This is a genomic window from Mycobacterium shottsii (genome assembly GCF_010728525.1).
In the GTDB taxonomy this organism is placed as follows: Bacteria; Actinomycetota; Actinomycetes; order Mycobacteriales; family Mycobacteriaceae; genus Mycobacterium; species Mycobacterium marinum.
The window spans coordinates 1,028,906-1,045,614 of sequence record NZ_AP022572.1 but is presented as its reverse complement, the minus strand read 5'-3'; the positions used below and the strand labels follow the sequence as shown (position 1 = coordinate 1,045,614).

At 66.1% G+C, this 16,709-nt stretch carries 19 protein-coding genes and 1 tRNA gene; 10 read left to right on the top strand and 10 right to left on the bottom strand.

Going from position 1 to position 16,709, the window contains the following annotated elements; translation table 11 throughout:
• Positions 1-8: 8 nt before the first annotated feature.
• Positions 9-707, bottom strand: a complete 699-nt coding sequence (locus G6N41_RS04950; protein WP_012396673.1) for a chymotrypsin family serine protease — start codon at positions 705-707, stop codon at positions 9-11.
• Between the two features lie 225 nt (positions 708-932).
• Here G6N41_RS04950 and G6N41_RS04945 point away from each other — a divergent pair, with 225 nt between their 5' ends.
• Both G6N41_RS04945 and G6N41_RS04940 read left to right on the top strand, forming a co-directional pair.
• A complete protein-coding gene (locus tag G6N41_RS04945) occupies positions 933-1,451 on the top strand; it encodes a phage holin family protein (protein ID WP_020730903.1) in 519 nt (172 codons plus the stop codon).
• A complete protein-coding gene (locus G6N41_RS04940; protein WP_198966762.1) occupies positions 1,452-2,417 on the top strand; it encodes an alpha/beta fold hydrolase in 966 nt (321 codons plus the stop codon).
• Here G6N41_RS04940 and marP read toward each other — a convergent pair.
• Genes marP through nth form a run of 4 tightly spaced genes read right to left on the bottom strand, consistent with a single transcriptional unit; the run spans position 2,410 to position 5,768 of the window.
• Positions 2,410-3,603 (bottom strand): acid resistance serine protease MarP, encoded by a 1,194-nt coding sequence (marP, locus tag G6N41_RS04935; protein ID WP_020726844.1) that lies wholly within the window; start codon positions 3,601-3,603, stop codon positions 2,410-2,412. The genes G6N41_RS04940 and marP overlap by 8 nt on opposite strands.
• Before the next feature lie 5 nt (positions 3,604-3,608).
• Positions 3,609-4,406: an NUDIX hydrolase gene (locus tag G6N41_RS04930; RefSeq protein WP_036451171.1), complete on the bottom strand. Its 798-nt coding sequence runs from the start codon at positions 4,404-4,406 to the stop codon at positions 3,609-3,611.
• Between the two features lie 17 nt (positions 4,407-4,423).
• Positions 4,424-5,077, bottom strand: a complete 654-nt coding sequence (locus G6N41_RS04925; RefSeq protein ID WP_020730904.1) for a TlpA family protein disulfide reductase — start codon at positions 5,075-5,077, stop codon at positions 4,424-4,426.
• Positions 5,078-5,087: 10 nt separating this feature from the next.
• Entirely contained in the window at positions 5,088-5,768 is a 681-nt protein-coding gene (nth, locus tag G6N41_RS04920) for an endonuclease III (RefSeq protein ID WP_198966761.1), read from the bottom strand.
• Positions 5,769-5,941: 173 nt separating this feature from the next.
• Between nth and G6N41_RS04915 the strand changes: the two genes are divergently transcribed.
• Positions 5,942-6,310, top strand: coding sequence for a hypothetical protein (locus G6N41_RS04915; protein WP_012396680.1), 369 nt, complete (start codon positions 5,942-5,944; stop codon positions 6,308-6,310).
• Between the two features lie 98 nt (positions 6,311-6,408).
• Entirely contained in the window at positions 6,409-7,083 is a 675-nt protein-coding gene (gene crp / locus G6N41_RS04910) for a cAMP-activated global transcriptional regulator CRP (RefSeq protein WP_012396681.1), read from the top strand.
• On the opposite strand, the gene G6N41_RS04905 is transcribed toward crp, so the two are convergent.
• From G6N41_RS04905 to G6N41_RS04895, 3 genes are read right to left on the bottom strand one after another with little or no spacing between them, the layout of a single operon-like run.
• Complete coding sequence (locus tag G6N41_RS04905) at positions 7,080-7,886, bottom strand: MBL fold metallo-hydrolase (protein ID WP_198966760.1); 807 nt, start codon at positions 7,884-7,886, stop codon at positions 7,080-7,082. The two genes, crp and G6N41_RS04905, sit on opposite strands and share 4 nt — an antisense overlap.
• Before the next feature lie 5 nt (positions 7,887-7,891).
• Entirely contained in the window at positions 7,892-8,347 is a 456-nt protein-coding gene (locus tag G6N41_RS04900) for a RidA family protein (RefSeq protein WP_011741882.1), read from the bottom strand.
• Between the two features lie 21 nt (positions 8,348-8,368).
• Positions 8,369-8,530, bottom strand: a complete 162-nt coding sequence (locus G6N41_RS04895) for a DUF4177 domain-containing protein (protein ID WP_020730906.1) — start codon at positions 8,528-8,530, stop codon at positions 8,369-8,371.
• 75 nt (positions 8,531-8,605) lie between these two features.
• On the opposite strand from G6N41_RS04895, the gene G6N41_RS04890 reads away from it, so the two are divergent.
• Positions 8,606-9,628, top strand: a complete 1,023-nt coding sequence (locus G6N41_RS04890) for an ArsA-related P-loop ATPase (protein WP_198966759.1) — start codon at positions 8,606-8,608, stop codon at positions 9,626-9,628.
• Positions 9,625-10,803: an ArsA family ATPase gene (locus G6N41_RS04885; RefSeq protein ID WP_198966758.1), complete on the top strand. Its 1,179-nt coding sequence runs from the start codon at positions 9,625-9,627 to the stop codon at positions 10,801-10,803. Before G6N41_RS04890 ends, G6N41_RS04885 begins: the two co-directional genes overlap by 4 nt.
• Positions 10,804-10,933: 130 nt before the next feature.
• Here G6N41_RS04885 and G6N41_RS04880 read toward each other — a convergent pair whose 3' ends face one another.
• Positions 10,934-11,284, bottom strand: a complete 351-nt coding sequence (locus G6N41_RS04880) for a WhiB family transcriptional regulator (protein WP_198966757.1) — start codon at positions 11,282-11,284, stop codon at positions 10,934-10,936.
• 360 nt (positions 11,285-11,644) lie between these two features.
• On the opposite strand from G6N41_RS04880, the gene ponA2 reads away from it, so the two are divergent.
• The 4 genes from ponA2 (at position 11,645) to G6N41_RS04860 (ending at position 16,373) form a co-directional block, all read left to right on the top strand.
• Complete coding sequence (gene ponA2, locus G6N41_RS04875) at positions 11,645-14,056, top strand: transglycosylase/D,D-transpeptidase PonA2 (RefSeq protein ID WP_198966756.1); 2,412 nt, start codon at positions 11,645-11,647, stop codon at positions 14,054-14,056.
• 66 nt (positions 14,057-14,122) lie between these two features.
• The gene (locus tag G6N41_RS04870) at positions 14,123-15,136 is read left to right on the top strand and encodes a metallophosphoesterase (protein WP_231608826.1); all 1,014 of its coding nucleotides are present in this window, start codon (positions 14,123-14,125) and stop codon (positions 15,134-15,136) included.
• Positions 15,133-16,239, top strand: a complete 1,107-nt coding sequence (gene cds1 / locus G6N41_RS04865) for an L-cysteine desulfhydrase Cds1 (RefSeq protein ID WP_012396688.1) — start codon at positions 15,133-15,135, stop codon at positions 16,237-16,239. Before G6N41_RS04870 ends, cds1 begins: the two co-directional genes overlap by 4 nt.
• A gap of 60 nt (positions 16,240-16,299) precedes the next feature.
• Positions 16,300-16,373: transfer RNA gene (locus tag G6N41_RS04860), tRNA-Pro, on the top strand.
• A 36-nt stretch (positions 16,374-16,409) separates the two neighbouring features.
• Here G6N41_RS04860 and G6N41_RS04855 read toward each other — a convergent pair.
• On the bottom strand, positions 16,410-16,661 hold the full coding sequence (locus G6N41_RS04855; protein ID WP_020730910.1) for a hypothetical protein: 252 nt from the start codon (positions 16,659-16,661) through the stop codon (positions 16,410-16,412).
• Positions 16,662-16,709 lie beyond the last annotated feature (48 nt).

Sequence of the window (16,709 nt, the reverse complement as noted above, 5' to 3'; positions counted from 1 at the left end):
CTCAGGCCTCAGCCCGGTACTGGGACGAACCCCGATCCGGGCCGGTTCTTGGCCGCGATGTCGTCCAGGTCGGCGTTCATCGACATCACCACGGCGGGGGTGTGCAGCGGGATGTATTTGGTGATGCAGGTGGGCAGGCTGTCACTGAACGCGCCATGAATCATCCCGACCAGCATGTTGTTGACCGTCACCGGCGCCCCGGAGTCGCCGGGGCCGCCACAGACCTGCATCAGGATGGTTCCGGGATCCTGGCCCGGCCCCCAGGTCACCCCGCAGGAGTTGCCCGTAGTGCGGCCCTGCTTGCACGCGATCTGCCCGAAGGTGGGGTCCGGGCCGATGCCGTTGATCGCAAAGTCGTTGAAGTTGGCCACCGGTGTCACCTTGGCCGGATCGAACTTGATCACCGCATAGTCAAGGCTGTCGTTGCCGGCAACCATGGTGCCCACCACGCCCTTGTCTTCGGCCCCTTCGGCGGCGACCGGGGCGCCGGGACCCCCGCAGTGCGCGGAGCTGAAACCGATGAGATCGCCGTTCTTGTCGTGCCCGATGGTGGTCAGGGTGCACAAAGTGCCCCCGTTGACGACGATGCCGGCACCGCCACCCAACGGAACCTTGTCGTCGGCAGCCGCGGCGTTGGCGGGCCCGAACACAAGGGCCAAGAGCACGGTCACGATCGCCGACGAAATGCGGCGGTGTGCCGTCTGCAAAGTGGTACTCCCGTCGGCTGGTCAAAAATCAGAACAGATGCGCCAGTGTAGATGATCGCGGGACCTGCCCCGTTGCTGTTGGAATGGTGCGCAAGCGTCAATTAACCGGCTTGATCCGGCCCCGTCCCGCGCGGTGATCGACTCGCCTCGTACGGCACCGAAGCGCATGGCAACATAATCCGCGACGACCGCCAAACCGCGGCCGTCAAATCGAGAGGACCGTCTGTGAGCAAACCTGATCGCAAGAACGGTGTGCCCAGCACGCTGACCACGATTCCGTTGGCGGACCCGCATGCCATGCCGGCTGAGCCGTCGATCGGCGACCTGATCAAAGACGCGACAACTCAGATGTCGACGCTGGTGCGGGCCGAGGTGGAACTGGCGCGCGCCGAGATCACGCGTGATGTCAAGAAGGGCCTGACGGGCAGCGTTTTCTTCATCGCCGCCCTGGTGGTGCTGTTCTACTCCACCTTTTTCTTGTTCTTTTTCCTCGCCGAGTTGCTCGACACCTGGCTATGGCGTTGGGTGGCGTTTCTCATCGTGTTCGGCCTCATGGTTTTGACCACTGGCATGCTCGCCTTGCTGGGTTTCTTGAAAGTCCGCCGGATCCGAGGACCACGACAAACCATCGAGTCGGTCAAGGAGACCCGCACCGCGCTGATTCCGGGCCACGACAAGTCCATCGCGGTCGAACCCTCCGCCCCCGCGCCCGGCAAGCCGGTAACCGATCCTTCGGGTTGGTAAATGCCCGCACCAGATCCGTCGATCACCCGCATCGACGGGCCATGGCGCCATCTGGACATCCACGCCAACGGCATCCGGTTTCATGTGGTCGAGGCCGTCCCGGCCGGCCAGCGCGATAACGCACCGAGCACCACCCAGCCCCTGGTGATGCTGTTGCACGGGTTCGGGTCGTTTTGGTGGTCCTGGCGTCATCAGCTGCGCGGGCTCACCGGTGCCCGGGTGGTCGCCGTCGACCTGCGCGGTTACGGCGGCAGCGACAAACCGCCCCGCGACTATGACGGCTGGACCCTGGCCGGCGATACGGCCGGACTGATCCGTGCGCTCGGACATTCCTCGGCCACCCTGGTCGGCCACGCTGACGGCGGGCTGGCTTGCTGGACCACCGCGCTACTACATCCCCGATTGGTGCGCGCCATCGCGTTGATCAGCTCACCGCACCCGGCCGCGCTACGGCGATCCACCCTGACCAGGCGCGATCAGGGGCGCGCGCTGTTGCCGACGTTGTTGCGCTACCAGGTGCCGCTGTGGCCCGAGCGTTTGCTGACCCGCGATAACGCCGAGGAAATCGAACGGCTGATCCGCAGCCGCACCAGCGCCAAATGGGCGGCCTCGGAAGATTTCTCGCAGAGCATCGGCTATCTGCGGCGGGCCATCCAGATCCCGGCCGCCGCGCACTGCGCACTGGAGTACCAGCGCTGGGCGGTGCGCAGCCAGCTACGCGGGGAAGGCCACCGATTCATGCGCTCCATGAATCAACGCCCCGGCGTCCCCATCTTGCACCTACGCGGCGACGCCGATCCCTACGTCCTGGCCGCCCCGGTGGAGCGCACCCAACGTTATGCACCGCACGGACGCTACGTGTCGGTCGCCGGCGTGGGCCATTACAGCCATGAGGAAGCGCCCGAAGAGATCAACCGGCACCTGATGCGGTTTTTCGAGCAGACCCGCGACGCGCGGCTCAGCTGACGCAGGATCCGGTGGCGACGCGCTCGGTAGCGCCGATCCTGGCCAGCTGACTGGCCACCTCGCCGGAGGTGAGGACAAACCCGGTGTCCGGGTCGTCGACCGCCGCGCCGAACACCACGCCAAGCACTTGGCCGTTGAGATCAATCAGCGGCCCGCCCGAATCACCTTGCTCCACGTTGGCCCTGATGGTGTAGACGTCGCGGGTCACCGGCTGCGGGTTGCGGTAGATGTCGGGGCCGCTGAGTCGGATGGCCTCGCGAATCCTGGCCGGAGTCGCGGTGAAATTCCCGCCGCCGGGATAACCCAGCACCACCACGTTGGTACCGGTTGGCGCTTCCCGCTCGGCGAAGATCAGTGGTGGCGGCGGCAAACCCGGCACGGCCAGGATCGCGATGTCCACCGAGGGGTCATAGGAGACCACCGTGGCATCCAGCGGCTTGCCGCTGGCAAACACCTGCACACTGTTGGCCCCCGCCACCACGTGGGCATTGGTCATCACCCGGTCCGGCGCAATCACGAAGCCGCTGCCTTCGAGCACCTTCTGGCAACTCGGCGCCAAGCTGCGGATCTTGAGCACGCTTGGCGCGGTGGCCTCGACCACCGGATTTCGCGCCAGCGCCGGATCTGGCGAGGCGACCGGAATGACCGGGGTGCGACTGAACGGCTCCAAGACGGCCGGCAGACCCGACGTGTTCAGCAACCCCGAGAGTCGCTTGGGCACCGTCTTGAGCCAGGTGGGCGCCACCTCGTTGACCTGAGCCAGTACCCGCGAACCACGGACCGCCGCCGCCAGCTCCGGTTGATCCTTGGACTGTGTCAACGGCGTCGCCAACAACCACGCCGCGGTCAGCACCACAACGAGCTGCACTCCGACCCCGATGACGGAGTCGATCACTCGAATCGGCCGGTTACGGATAGCGCCGCGGACGGCCCGTCCCAGCACCACGCCGGCGACCTCGCCGACCACCACCAGCCCCAAGATCAGGAACAGCGCGGCGAAAAGTTTGGCCCGCGGGGCGTTGATGTGGCTGACGATATGGGGCGCCAGCAACACACCCGCGATCGCACCCAGCAGCACACCGGCGAAGGACAGCATCGAGCCCAGAGCGCCGGAGCGCCAGCCGGAGACAGCGGCGATGAAGGCGACCGCCAAGACGGCGATGTCCAGCCACTGTGACGGGGTCATCGAGTTCATCGCAGCCCACCCTGCTCGCCGACCAGCGCCATCGCGTCATCCAGCTCACGCAGGTCGCTGGTATCCCAGGGCTCCGACCACCCCGCAACATCAAGCACTGCCGAAATCACCTGGCCAGTGAATCCCCAAACCAGCATTTGATTCAGCAGAAACGCCGGTCCGGCCCAGCGCCGGCTCAACGTACGCCGGTACACCATCAGCCGGTTGGCCGGATTGATGAAGGCTCGGACCGGAACTCGCGCCACGATCGCCGTTTCGGCCTCGTTGATGACGTTCACCGGACCGGGATCGGCCGAGTAGGCCAGGACCGGAACGACGTGGAAGCGCGAGGGCGCAATGAAGGTCCGCTCCATGGTGACCAGGGGATGAAGCCTGCTGACGTCGAGCCCGGTTTCTTCGTGGGCCTCACGCAAGGCGGTGGCAACCGGCCCGTCGTCGCCGGGATCGGACGCACCTCCGGGAAAGGCCGCCTGACCGGCATGGTGGCGCAACGTCGACGCTCGCACCGTCAGCAGCAGGTCGGCATCGGTGGGCACCCGGCCGTCGGCCGACTCCGGACCCGAGAACAGCACCAGAACCGCGGCATCGCGCTCGTCGCGACGCAACGATGCGGTCGAGCTGGCTGCGGTCACCATCGCCAACACGTCGGCCGGCAGCCGCCGCCGAACCGCATCGGGCACCCGATCGATGTTGTCGACCAGTGGGCGCAGCCAGGACGGACCGACCTCAGGAGTCAGGGCAACGGTCGCGTTCACCGGTGCCTCCTTGTCGGGCTGGTCGGGCCGGTCGGGCAGGTTAGGCCAAGCGCTCGTCACGCCGGGTTTCCGACCGCAGCCGCAATCTCGTCGGCGCTGCCGAAAGCTCGCGGCAGGGTTTGGGCCACGCTACCGTCCGGCCGCAGGAGCACAGTCGCGGGCATCACATTCGCGACCCCCAGCGCGGCCGCCACCTTGCGGCGGCCATCTTGCAGGGTCGGCAACCGAACGCCGAGGTCGGCCAATTCCACCAGCGCGGCGGCTTCATTCTCGTCCTGGTGAACGGTCAGCACGGTCACCTCGGATCCAACGCGTCGCTGGTACTCGACCAACGCAGGCAATTCGGCCGTGCACTCCGCGCACCAATACGCCCACAGATTGAGCAGCACCCGGCGGCCGGCCACGGCGGAGGCGACATCGACGGGCGCACCGTTGGCCGCGCATTCCACCACCACACCCTGCAACCGGGCCGGGCCGGGACCAGCGCCGCCGGCCGGACAGGGCGGCAGGTTCGCGCGCCGTCGTGGCCCGGCCAGGGCAGCCGGCGTGTCAGCATCACGATGTTCACGCGCGACCGGCGCACCGGTGTGCCCCGCCGGCCCGGAACCCTCACGCAGCTGGGCGGCCAACGCGATTATCAGCGCGACCACTACCGCCAGCACCGCAATGGTCCAGCGAGCCCCAGGTGTCAGCCGCGTCAGCTCCGGCACTATCGCGCGGTCACAGCCCGGCCATGGCCAGTAGGGGCTCGGTCTCCGGACCCTGCACGAGTGGCGCGGCGAGCAGCGGCTCCGTGGGACCGAGCCCATAGGAGGGGCAATCCTTGGCCAGCACGCACACGCCGCACGCCGGTTTGCGAGCGTGGCAGACGCGGCGGCCGTGGAAGATCACCCGGTGGCTCAACAGCGTCCACTCCTTGCGCTCGATCAGCTCGCCGACCGCGTGTTCCACCTTGACCGGGTCTTCTTCGGCGGTCCAGCGCCACCGTCGCGCCAGTCGGCCGAAGTGGGTGTCCACGGTGATCCCGGGAACGTCGAAGGCATTGCCCAAGATGACGTTGGCCGTCTTGCGCCCGACCCCGGGCAGCGTCACCAGCTCCTCCATGGTGGCCGGCACCTGGCCGTCGAACCGCTCGACGAGAGCTTGCCCGAGGCCGATGAGAGAGTTCGCCTTGTTACGGTAGAAACCAGTGGGGCGGATGAGGTTTTCCAATTCGGCGCGATCGGCCTGAGCGTAATCCAGCGCTGTCTGGTATTTCGCGAACAAGTCCGGCGTCGTCAAATTCACCCGCTTGTCCGTGCTCTGCGCCGAAAGAATCGTAGCCACCGCCAACTCCAGCGGCGAGGTGAAGTCCAGCTCGCAGTACACGTGGGGAAACGCTTGTGCCAGTTTGCGATTCATCCGACGCGCCCGCCGCACCAAGGCTGTCCGGGTCTCTTCGGACCAGCGCTTGGGTAACTTGGGGGTGGACGCATTCGCGGTGGGCTTGGACTCCCCAGACGCCTTTGCCACGCTCACCTACGACAGAGTACTGATTTCGTGATCTCGCTGAGACCTGGTGTTGATTCGAAGCCGTGTTTACTCTCCTTGTGTCATGGTTGCTGGTCGCGGGTATTCCGGCGTTGCTGATTCTGACGACGCTCGGTCTGGGTCGGCTGGAGGTAGCGCTGTCCGACGACACCGTGAGCGCTTCCGACGTCGCCGAGTTTCTCGACCACGCTCGGGCCGTCGACGTACGCACGTTGGCCCGCGAGGGGATGCCCGAAGCATTGGAATATCTGCATCGGCGCCAAGCGCTGGCTCTCAGCGACGCCTCGGCACCAAGGGCCCTGACCGGGAAGCATCACGCCGTGCCCGGGGTGGAAGGCGCGTTCAACCACCTGCACGCCCAGTTGCGGACCAATCCGCAGTTTACGTCGACCCGACACGTGAATCGTGTGTAGCGTTGGCACGTCGTACTGATTGGCATAACCTTTAGACTCGGCAACGGTCAGCAGATTGGCCCGCCCATATCACTTCGTTGGAAAGCTGAAGAGGCAACGTGGACGAGATCCTGGCAAGGGCAGGAATCTTCCAAGGGGTTGAACCCGGCGCGGTCGCAGCATTAACCAAACAACTGCAGCCCGTTGACTTCCCCCGCGGACACACGGTTTTCGCTGAAGGTGAGCCCGGTGATCGGCTGTACATCATCGTCGCCGGCAAAGTGAAAATCGGACGTAGGTCGCCGGACGGCAGGGAGAACCTGCTGACCATCATGGGACCGTCCGACATGTTCGGTGAGTTGTCGATCTTCGACCCCGGACCTCGGACCTCCAGCGCGACCACAATCACCGAGGTGCGGGCGGTTTCAATGGACCGCGACGCGCTGCGGGCATGGATCGCCGATCGGCCGGAGATCGCCGAGCAGCTGCTGCGGGTTCTGGCCCGCCGGCTGCGCCGGACCAACAACAACCTGGCCGACCTCATCTTCACCGACGTCCCCGGCCGGGTGGCCAAGCAGCTGTTGCAGCTCGCGCAGCGCTTCGGCACCCAAGAGGGCGGCGCCATGCGGGTCACCCACGACTTGACTCAGGAGGAGATCGCCCAGCTGGTGGGCGCTTCCCGGGAAACGGTCAACAAGGCGCTGGCCGACTTCGCACATCGGGGCTGGATCCGCCTGGAGGGCAAGAGCGTGCTCATCTCGGACTCCGAACGGCTGGCCCGCCGAGCCCGCTAGGACGGGCTCCCGGCTTGGTTCAGATGGTTCAGCTGCACCTGAACCGACCACTCGGCGGCATCCCAGAGCTTCTCGTCGACGTCGACGTAGACGTGTTCGACGATCTGGCGAGCGCTGGCTTGCTCGCCGAGCTCCCGTAGCGCCGAGCGAACCTGCTCGAGCCGCTCCTGGCGGTGCGCCAGGTATCCCTGCGCGACGATCCGAATGTCGGCCAGGTCCGGCCCATGGCCGGGCAGGACCATGCGCGGCCCCAGACCGCGGAGCCGATGCAGCGATTCCAGGTATTCGGACAGGCTGCCGTCCTGCTTGTCCAGGACGGTCGTCCCCCGCCCCAACACGCTGTCGGCGGTGAGCACGGCATCCTCGAGCACGAACGACAGCGAGTCCGCGGTGTGTCCCGGGGTGGCCAACACGGTGATTTTCAGCCCGCCGGCATCGATGACCTCACCGTCGCTCAACGCCACCGGGTCACCGCGCAGGAACTGGGGATCGGCGGCGCGCACGGGCGCACCGGTGCGCTCGAACAGCTTGTCGATGCCGTCGGTGTGATCGCCATGGCGGTGACTGATCAGCACCAGCGCGATGCGGCCCAGCGCGGCGATTCGGGCAATGTGCTCGTCGTCGGCCGGCCCGGGATCGACGACAACCAGTTCGTCACTACGTGGGCCGCGGAGCACCCAGGTGTTGGTGCCCTCCAGGGTCAGCAGACCCGGGTTATCGGCAACCAGGACCGAGGCAAGGTCGGTGACCGGCCGTAACCGGCCGTATGCAGGATGCGTCAGCGACCCAGCTGTCTCGGACACGGCGGCTAGCCGACCTCCACGATCAGCTCGACCTCTACCGGGGCGTCCAACGGCAACTCCGCGACACCGACCGCCGAACGCGCGTGCACGCCCTTGTCGCCAAACACCTCGGCAAGCAGATCCGAGGCACCGTTGATGACGTTGGGCTGACCGTGAAAGCCCGGCGCGGAGGCGACGAACCCGACGACCTTGACCACCCGGGTCACCGAATCGATGTCCACCAGCGAGTTCACCGCGGCCAGCGCGTTGAGCGCGCAGACGCGCGCCAGCGCCTTACCTTCCTCCGGTGTGACGTTGGCGCCGACCTTGCCGGTGCCGAGGAGCTTTCCGGCTTCCAAGGGCAGCTGCCCCGCGGTGTAGATGAGATTGCCGGTGCGTACCGCGGGGACGTAGGCCGCCAGCGGCGCCGCCACCTGCGGAAGCGTGATACCCAGTTCGGCGAGCCGGGATGTAGCGTTCATCAGAATCAAGACCCTTTACTTCTACTTCGGACGCTTCAGGTAGGCGACGTGCTGCTCACCGGTTGGGCCGGGCAGCACCGCCACCAGCTCCCAGCCATCGGCTCCCCATTGATCGAGGATCTGTTTGGTGGCGTGCGTGAGCAGCGGAACCGTCGCGTACTCCCATGTGGTGGTTTGGGTCATAGCGCGAGCTTATCGGTCGAACTTGAAAACCTTCGGCCAGGCCGGTTCCCATACGGCCGGTAGGGCTAGCATGCGATGGTGGCAAACACATCTAGCGGCAGCGGTTCCGTCGGGTGGCCATCGCGCTTGTCGAAGGCCCGCTTGCACTTTGTAACCGGCAAGGGCGGCACCGGAAAGTCCACGATCGCGGCGGCTCTCGCACTTACCCTAGCAGCGGGGGGCCGCAAGGTCCTTCTCGTCGAAGTCGAAGGGCGCCAAGGCATTGCGCAGCTCTTCGACGTTCCGCCGCTGCCATACCAAGAAGTAAAGATCGCGACCGCCGAACGTGGCGGTCAGATCAATGCACTGGCGATTGACATCGAGGCCGCCTTCCTGGAGTACCTCGAGATGTTCTATAACCTGGGCATCGCGGGCCAGGCAATGCGCCGGATCGGTGCCATCGAATTCGCCACCACGATCGCACCCGGCCTGCGTGACGTGCTACTCACCGGAAAGATCAAAGAGACGGTGGTCCGCGTCGATAAAAACAGGCTGCCGGTCTATGACGCGATCGTTGTCGATTCGCCCCCGACCGGCCGGATCGCGCGCTTCCTCGACGTCACCAAGGCCGTCTCCGACCTGGCCAAGGGCGGGCCGGTGCATTCGCAGGCCGAGGGCGTGGTGAACCTGCTGCACTCCGACCAGACCGCCATCCATTTGGTGACCCTGCTGGAAGCGCTGCCCGTGCAGGAGACGCTGGAAGCCATCGAAGAGCTGGCCGAGATGGAATTGCCGATCGGCAGCGTGATCGTGAACCGAAATATTCCGGCCTATCTGGATACCGGGGACCTCGCCAAGGCCGCCGAGGGAGACGTCGACGCGGACTCGGTGCGGTCCGGGCTGGCAATGGCCGGAATTGAGCTCGCGGATGCCGATTTCGCCGGGCTGCTGACCGAAACCATCGAACACGCGACCCGAATCACCGCGCGTGCCGAGACGGCGCAGCAACTCGACGCCCTGCAAGTGGCGCGACTGGAACTACCGACAATCTCCGATGGAGTCGACTTGGGCAGCTTGTACGAGCTTTCGGAATCACTTGCACAGCAGGGCGTTCGATGAGTAGCGTGCCGAAAACTCTTGACATGGCGGCCATCTTGGCCGACACCGCCAACCGCGTGGTGGTGTGCTGCGGGGCCGGAGGCGTCGGCAAGACCACCACCGCTGCGGCGATCGCGTTGCGAGCGGCCGAATATGGCCGCACCGTGGTCGTCCTGACCATCGACCCCGCCAAGCGACTGGCACAGGCGCTGGGCGTCAATGATCTCGGCAACGTGCCCCAACGAGTGCCGTTGGCCCCCGAGGTCTCCGGTGAGCTGCACGCGATGATGCTCGACATGCGCCGAACGTTCGACGAAATGGTGATCCAGTACTCCGGATCCGAACGGGCACAATCGATTCTGGACAACCAGTTCTATCAAACCGTCGCTACGTCCCTTGCCGGCACGCAGGAATACATGGCAATGGAAAAGCTGGGACAGCTGCTGGCCCAGGACCGGTGGGACCTGGTGGTGGTGGACACCCCGCCGTCGCGCAATGCTCTTGATTTCCTGGATGCACCCAAGCGCCTGGGCAGCTTAATGGACAGCCGCCTGTGGCGGCTACTGCTCGCTCCCGGCCGAGGCATTGGCCGCTTGGTGACGGGCGTGATGGGCCTGGCCATGAAGGCCATGTCGACGGTGCTCGGTTCGAGGATGCTCGGCGATGCGGCCGATTTTGTGCAGTCACTGGATGCGGCCTTTGGCGGCTTTCGGGAGAAGGCCGACCGGACCTACGCCCTGCTGAAGCGCCGCGGCACCCAGTTTGTGGTGGTGTCGGCGGCCGAACCCGACGCGCTGCGCGAGGCGTCTTTCTTTGTGGACCGACTCTCGGAAGAAAGCATGCCGCTGGCCGGACTGGTGTTGAACCGCACCCATCCGACCCTGTGCGGGCTGCCGGCCGAACGGGCCATCGACGCAACCGAAACTTTGGACGAGGAGCATGCCGATTCGGAGACGGCCGCGCTGACGGCGGCGGTGCTGCGCATCCACGCCGACCGGGCACAGACAGCCAAGCGCGAGATTCGGTTGCTGTCCCGATTCACCGGGGCCAATCCGCATGTGCCGATCATCGGCGTGCCGTCGCTGCCATTCGACGTTTCCGACTTGGACGCCCTGCGCGCACTCGCCGATCAGATCACCGCCGCCGGCAATGGCGGGGGCGCTACACCAGCCCGTCAGGACCGACCGCGACGGTAGGTCCATTTGGGCACACGCCAGTTCCTATTGGGCACAAGACAATTAGAGTGCATCCAACCGGCGCGTGTAACAAAAAAGTAATCAGGAAGGGACTGCCCGCCGTTGCGCTGACCCCCCGGTCACGTGCGCCCTATCCGACGCTGCGGCGCTTGCGCTTCTCGAAGTAGTCCGACCACGAAACCACCTCGGGATGCTGCTTGAGGAGCGCCCGGCGCTGCCGCTCGGTCATGCCGCCCCAGACGCCGAACTCGACCTTGTTGTCGAGCGCGTCGGCGCCGCATTCCTGCATCACCGGGCAGTGCCGGCAAATCACCGCGGCCTTGCGCTGTGCGACCCCACGAACAAAGAGTTCGTCCGGGTCGGTAGCCCGGCAGAGCGCCTTTGATACCCAGTTGATCCGTTCTTCAGCCTCGCCAGTGCTCAGTAGGTTCTGAGCCGACGTTAGGTTTGCCCTTCCATCAACAGGACGAATTCCCGACACGAGCTGATCCCTTCCTCCCAGCCGCTTACGCGACCGCCCACCTCGGGTACCAGCCGATTTTGCGACGAACGACACACTGTCCACATCGGTGTTACCTGAATCTCACTGCGTATATAAGTTAGGTGGTCAGCTGGCAATTGCGCAACAGTCCGATAACGGATTTTTTGGGACGATCGTCCCGAGTTGTGCCAATCGGCCGGGAGAAACAGTCCGCATTGGTCCCCGTTTTTGCCCCTGACCTGTGACGCGAGCGCAAATATTGGCTCTACCCCCGGCGACACGCCGGCCCACCTCGGGCAAAAAGTTTTTTTCGATCGCGCGGCGCGGAGGCGTGACAAGGGGGCCGCTACTGTAGTACGCATGTCCGAGCGTCCCCCGGCCGCACTCACCCTGCTCAAGCTCTCAGGGTTCTGTCTGCTCGCCAGCATCGTCGCCGCGGCGCTGATGTTTCCATTTGCCGGCGGCATCGGTCTGATGTCCAACCGGGCCTCCGAAGTAGTGGCCAACGGGTCGGCGCAGCTGCTGCAGGGCGAAGTCCCCGCGGTATCGACCATGGTCGACGCGAAGGGCAACACGATCGCGTGGCTGTATTCGCAACGCCGCTTCGAGGTCCCCAGCGACAAGATCGCCAACACCATGAAGCTGGCGATCGTCTCGATCGAGGACAAGCGCTTCGCCGAACACAACGGCGTCGACTGGAAAGGCACCCTGACCGGGTTGGCCGGCTACGCCTCGGGCGACCTCGACACCCGGGGTGGGTCCACGATCGAGCAGCAGTACATCAAGAACTACCAGTTGTTGGTGACGGCCCAGACCGACGCCGAGAAGCGGGCGGCCGTCGAAACCACCCCGGCGCGCAAGCTGCGCGAGATCCGGATGGCCCTCACCCTCGACAAGACCTTCACCAAGCCCGAGATCCTGACCCGCTACCTGAATCTGGTGTCCTTCGGGAACAACTCATTCGGCGTGCAGGACGCGGCCCAGACCTACTTTGGCATCAACGCTTCGGAGCTGAACTGGCAGCAATCCGCGCTGCTGGCGGGCATGGTGCAGTCCACCAGCACGCTCAATCCCTACACCAACCCCGACGGTGCGCTGGCACGGCGCAACCTGGTCCTGGACACCATGATCCAGAACATCCCGTCGGAGGCCGACGCACTGCGCGCCGCCAAGGCCGAGCCGCTGAGGATCCTGCCGCAACCCAACGAGCTGCCCCGGGGCTGCATCGCCGCGGGCGATCGCGCCTTCTTCTGCGATTACGTCCAGGAGTACCTATCGCGCGCCGGAATCAGCAAGGAACAGCTGGCCAGGGGCGGCTATCTGATTCGCACCACGCTGGACCCCGACGTCCAGGTCCCGGTCAAGGCGGCCATCGACAAGTTCGCCAGCCCGACCCTGCCCGGTATCTCCAGCGTGATGAGCGTCATCAAGCCTGGCAAGGAGTCTCACCAGGTGCTCGCGATGGCCAGCAACCGTAAGTACGGCCTGGACATCAACGCCGGCGAAACCATGCGACCGCAGCCGTTCTCCCTGGTCGGCGATGGCGCCGGGTCGATCTTCAAGATCTTCACCACGGCCGCCGCCCTGGACATGGGCATGGGCATCAATGCCCAACTCGATGTACCGGGCCGGTTCCAGGGCAAGGGCCTGGGCAGCGGTGGGGCCAAGGGCTGCCCCAAGGACACCTGGTGCGTGATCAACGCCGGTAACTACCGCGGTTCCATGAGCGTGACCGACGCGCTGGCCACCTCGCCCAACACCGCCTTCGCCAAGCTGATCTCGCAGGTCGGTGTGTCGCGCACCGTGGACATGGCCATCAAGCTCGGACTGCGCTCCTACGCCAATCCCGGCACCGCCCGCGACTACAACCCGGACAGCAACGAGAGTCTGGCCGACTTCGTCAAGCGCCAGAACATCGGTTCCTTCACCCTGGGCCCGATCGAGGTCAACGCGCTGGAACTGTCCAACGTCGCGGCCACCTTGGCCTCCGGTGGCGTGTGGTGCCCGCCTAACCCGGTCGACAAGCTGATCGACCGCAACGACAACGAGGTTGCCATCACCACCGAAACATGTGACCAGGTGGTGCCCGAGGGCCTGGCCAACACGCTGGCCAACGCGATGAGCAAGGACGCGGTGGGCGGCGGCACGGCGTCGGGTTCGGCTGGCGCGGCCGGCTGGAGCCTGCCGGTGTCCGGTAAGACCGGCACCACAGAGGCCCACCGGTCGGCCGGATTCGTCGGCTTCACCAACCGGTACGCGGCCGCGAACTACATCTACGACGACTCGACCAATCCGACGGATCTGTGTTCGGGGCCGCTGCGCCATTGCGGCAACGGCGACCTGTACGGCGGCAACGAGCCGGCCCGTACCTGGTTCACCGCGCTGAAGCCGATCGCCACCGACTTCGGCGAGGTGCAGCTGCCGCCCACCGATCCGCGCTATGTGGACGGCGCGCCCGGCTCTCGGGTACCCAGCGTGGCGGGTCTGGACGTGGACCGGGCACGCCAGCGCCTCAAGGACGCGGGATTCCAGGTCGCCGATCAACCCAACGCGGTCAACAGCAGCGCCCGATACGGCGAGGTGGTCGGCACCTCCCCGAGCGGCCAGACCATCCCCGGGTCGATCATCACGATCCAAATCAGCAACGGCATCCCGCCGGCACCGCCGCCGCCGCCGGAAGGTGAACCGCCGCCCCCGGTCGGGTCGCAGGTCGTGGAGATTCCCGGCTTGCCGCCGATCACGATTCCGCTGCTGGCACCGCCGCCTCCCTAGGCCTACCTAGCCGATGTGGCGACACGCCACGAGCGAGTAGGCGGCGAGCCGCAGTATCCTGCCTGCATGGCTTATGCCCAACCTCCGATCACCAAGCTGCTCCCTGGGCCGCTTAGCGGCCGGCACCGGGCCGCGTCCGTTCCTCTGCGCGGCGGTGCCCTCGCGCTCGGCTCGACGGTCGCCGGGGTCGGCTATGCCTCACTCATCGAACGCAATGCGTTCGTCCTGCGTGAGGTCACGATGCCGGTCTTAAGCCCGGGCTCCACGCCGCTGCGCGTGCTGCACCTCAGTGACCTTCATATGCTGCCCAACCAGCGACGCAAACAAGCCTGGTTGCGCGAGCTGGCCAGCTGGGAGCCCGATCTGCTGGTCAACACCGGAGACAACCTGGCCCACCCCAAGGCGGTGCCGGCGGTCGTGCAAACCCTGGGCGACCTGCTGGCCAGGCCGGGGGTGTTCGTTTTCGGCAGCAACGACTACTTCGGGCCGCGCCTGAAGAACCCGGCGAACTACTTGATCAACCCCGGCCACCGGGTTCGCGGCGAACCCCTGCCCTGGCAGGATCTGCGCGCGGCGTTCACCGAGCGCGGCTGGCTCGACCTCACCCACACCCGGCGCGAGTTCGAGGTGGCCGGCCTGCACATCGCGGCGGCGGGGGTGGATGACCCGCACATCAATCGGGACCGCTACGACGCGATCGCTGGCCCGGCGAGCCCGGCCGCCAACCTGCGGCTGGGGCTCACGCATTCGCCGGAGCCCCGGGTGCTGGACCGCTTCGCGGCCGATGGCTACCAGCTGGTGATGGCCGGCCACACCCACGGCGGGCAGCTGTGCCTGCCGTTCTACGGGGCCCTGGTAACCAACTGCGGGCTGGATCGCACCCGGGCCAAGGGCGCATCCCAGTGGGGCGCGAACATGCGCCTACACGTCTCGGCAGGGATCGGCACGTCCCCGTTTGCCCCGCTTCGCTTCTGCTGCCGGCCCGAGGCGACCCTGCTGACGCTGATCGCCGCCCCGATGGGCGGCCGAGATTCCAGCAGCAACCTGGACCGCTCCCAACCAACCATGTCGATCCGTTGAGTGGGCAGGCTCGCGTTGCGGTCCGCAGTCTGGCCCGGGATTGGACGGACAATGCTGTCCGGCTGATCGAGGCAGACGCCCGCCGCAGCGCCGACACACACCTGCTGCGCTACCCGCTGCCCTCGGCGTGGAGCAACGACGCGAACGTCGAGTTGTATCTCAAGGACGAGACGACTCACATCACCGGCAGCCTCAAACACCGGCTGGCTCGGTCGCTGTTCCTGTACGCGTTGTGCAACGGCTGGATCGGCGAAGGCACCACGGTCGTCGAGGCGTCCTCGGGTTCCACGGCCGTCTCCGAGGCGTATTTCGCGGCACTGCTGGGTCTGCCGTTCGTTGCCGTGATGCCGGCCGCGACCAGCGCCTCCAAGATTGCGCTGATCGAGGCGCAAGGCGGCCGATGCCATTTCGTGGAGAACTCCAGCCAGGTCTACGCCGAGGCCGAGCGGGTCGCCAAGGAAACCGGCGGCCACTACCTGGACCAGTTCACCAACGCCGAGCGTGCCACCGACTGGCGCGGCAACAACAACATCGCCGAGTCGATCTTCGCGCAAATGGGCGAGGAACAGCACCCCATTCCGGAATGGATCGTGGTGGGGGCGGGCACCGGCGGCACCAGCGCGACGATCGGCCGCTACATCCGCTATCGCCGGCACACGACCCGACTGTGCGTGGTGGACCCGGAGAACTCCGCGTTCTTCCCCGCCTACGCCGAGGACCGCTACGACATCGTGATGCCCAAGTCTTCTCGGATCGAGGGCATCGGCCGCCCGCGGGTTGAGCCGTCGTTTCTGCCCGGTGTGGTCGATTGCATGGTCTCTGTGCCCGATGCCGCCTCAATCGCGGCAGCACGCCACGTGAGCGCCGTTCTGGGCCGTCGGGTGGGTCCGTCCACGGGCACCAATCTGTGGGGCGCGTTCGGCCTGCTGGCCGAGATGGTCGCCGACGGCCGCAGCGGCTCGGTGGTCACCTTGCTCGCCGACAGTGGCGATCGCTACGCCGAGACCTATTTCAACGACGAATGGGTCAGCGCTCAGGGGCTGGATCCGACCGATCCGGCCCAGGCCTTGGTCGAGTTCGAGCGCTCGTGCGCCTGGAACTAGCCTCTGGCCAGCTGTTTAGTGAGTTGGTGGGCCGGTGCGATAGGCTGTCGTGGCTTCAAGCGGGGTGTGGCGCAGCTTGGTAGCGCGCTTCGTTCGGGACGAAGAGGCCGTGGGTTCGAATCCCGCCACCCCGACTCAGGTCATCGCAGGTCTGTCTCGGCTCTTAGCCGCTAGACGACATGCCAGTGGGCCAGTGCGAATAGCACCGCGACCCAGCCTGCCGACATGACCAGGCCGGCGATAGCCTCGCCTCGGCCCTGATCCGAGTTCTTGCTGTCTGCCAGCGCGGCGATCGCGCAGATGACGCTCAAAACGACCGCACCGACCATGCCGAAAGCCAGCGCGGCCGAAGCATAGACGTTCGTCTCGCGGACCGGCGCCCCCGACGAAGCGGATGCGGGCTGCACGTCGATGGTGGTCATAGCTGCTGTTCCCTTCATGGCGGACAGTTCCGTTGCTGTCACCAGACT

Excerpts from the sequence above, each read along its gene's own strand:
- G6N41_RS04890 (WP_198966759.1), top strand. The coding sequence starts at position 8,606 with ATGGTGGCAAACACATCTAGCGGCAGCGGTTCCGTCGGGTGGCCATCG.
- G6N41_RS04870 (WP_231608826.1), top strand. The coding sequence starts at position 14,123 with ATGGCTTATGCCCAACCTCCGATCACCAAGCTGCTCCCTGGGCCGCTT.
- ponA2 (WP_198966756.1), top strand. The coding sequence starts at position 11,645 with ATGTCCGAGCGTCCCCCGGCCGCACTCACCCTGCTCAAGCTCTCAGGG.
- nth (WP_198966761.1), bottom strand. The coding sequence starts at position 5,768 with ATGAATCGCAAACTGGCACAAGCGTTTCCCCACGTGTACTGCGAGCTG.
- G6N41_RS04885 (WP_198966758.1), top strand. The coding sequence starts at position 9,625 with ATGAGTAGCGTGCCGAAAACTCTTGACATGGCGGCCATCTTGGCCGAC.
- G6N41_RS04940 (WP_198966762.1), top strand. The coding sequence starts at position 1,452 with ATGCCCGCACCAGATCCGTCGATCACCCGCATCGACGGGCCATGGCGC.
- G6N41_RS04855 (WP_020730910.1), bottom strand. The coding sequence starts at position 16,661 with ATGACCACCATCGACGTGCAGCCCGCATCCGCTTCGTCGGGGGCGCCG.
- marP (WP_020726844.1), bottom strand. The coding sequence starts at position 3,603 with ATGACCCCGTCACAGTGGCTGGACATCGCCGTCTTGGCGGTCGCCTTC.
- G6N41_RS04895 (WP_020730906.1), bottom strand. The coding sequence starts at position 8,530 with ATGACCCAAACCACCACATGGGAGTACGCGACGGTTCCGCTGCTCACG.
- G6N41_RS04900 (WP_011741882.1), bottom strand. The coding sequence starts at position 8,347 with ATGAACGCTACATCCCGGCTCGCCGAACTGGGTATCACGCTTCCGCAG.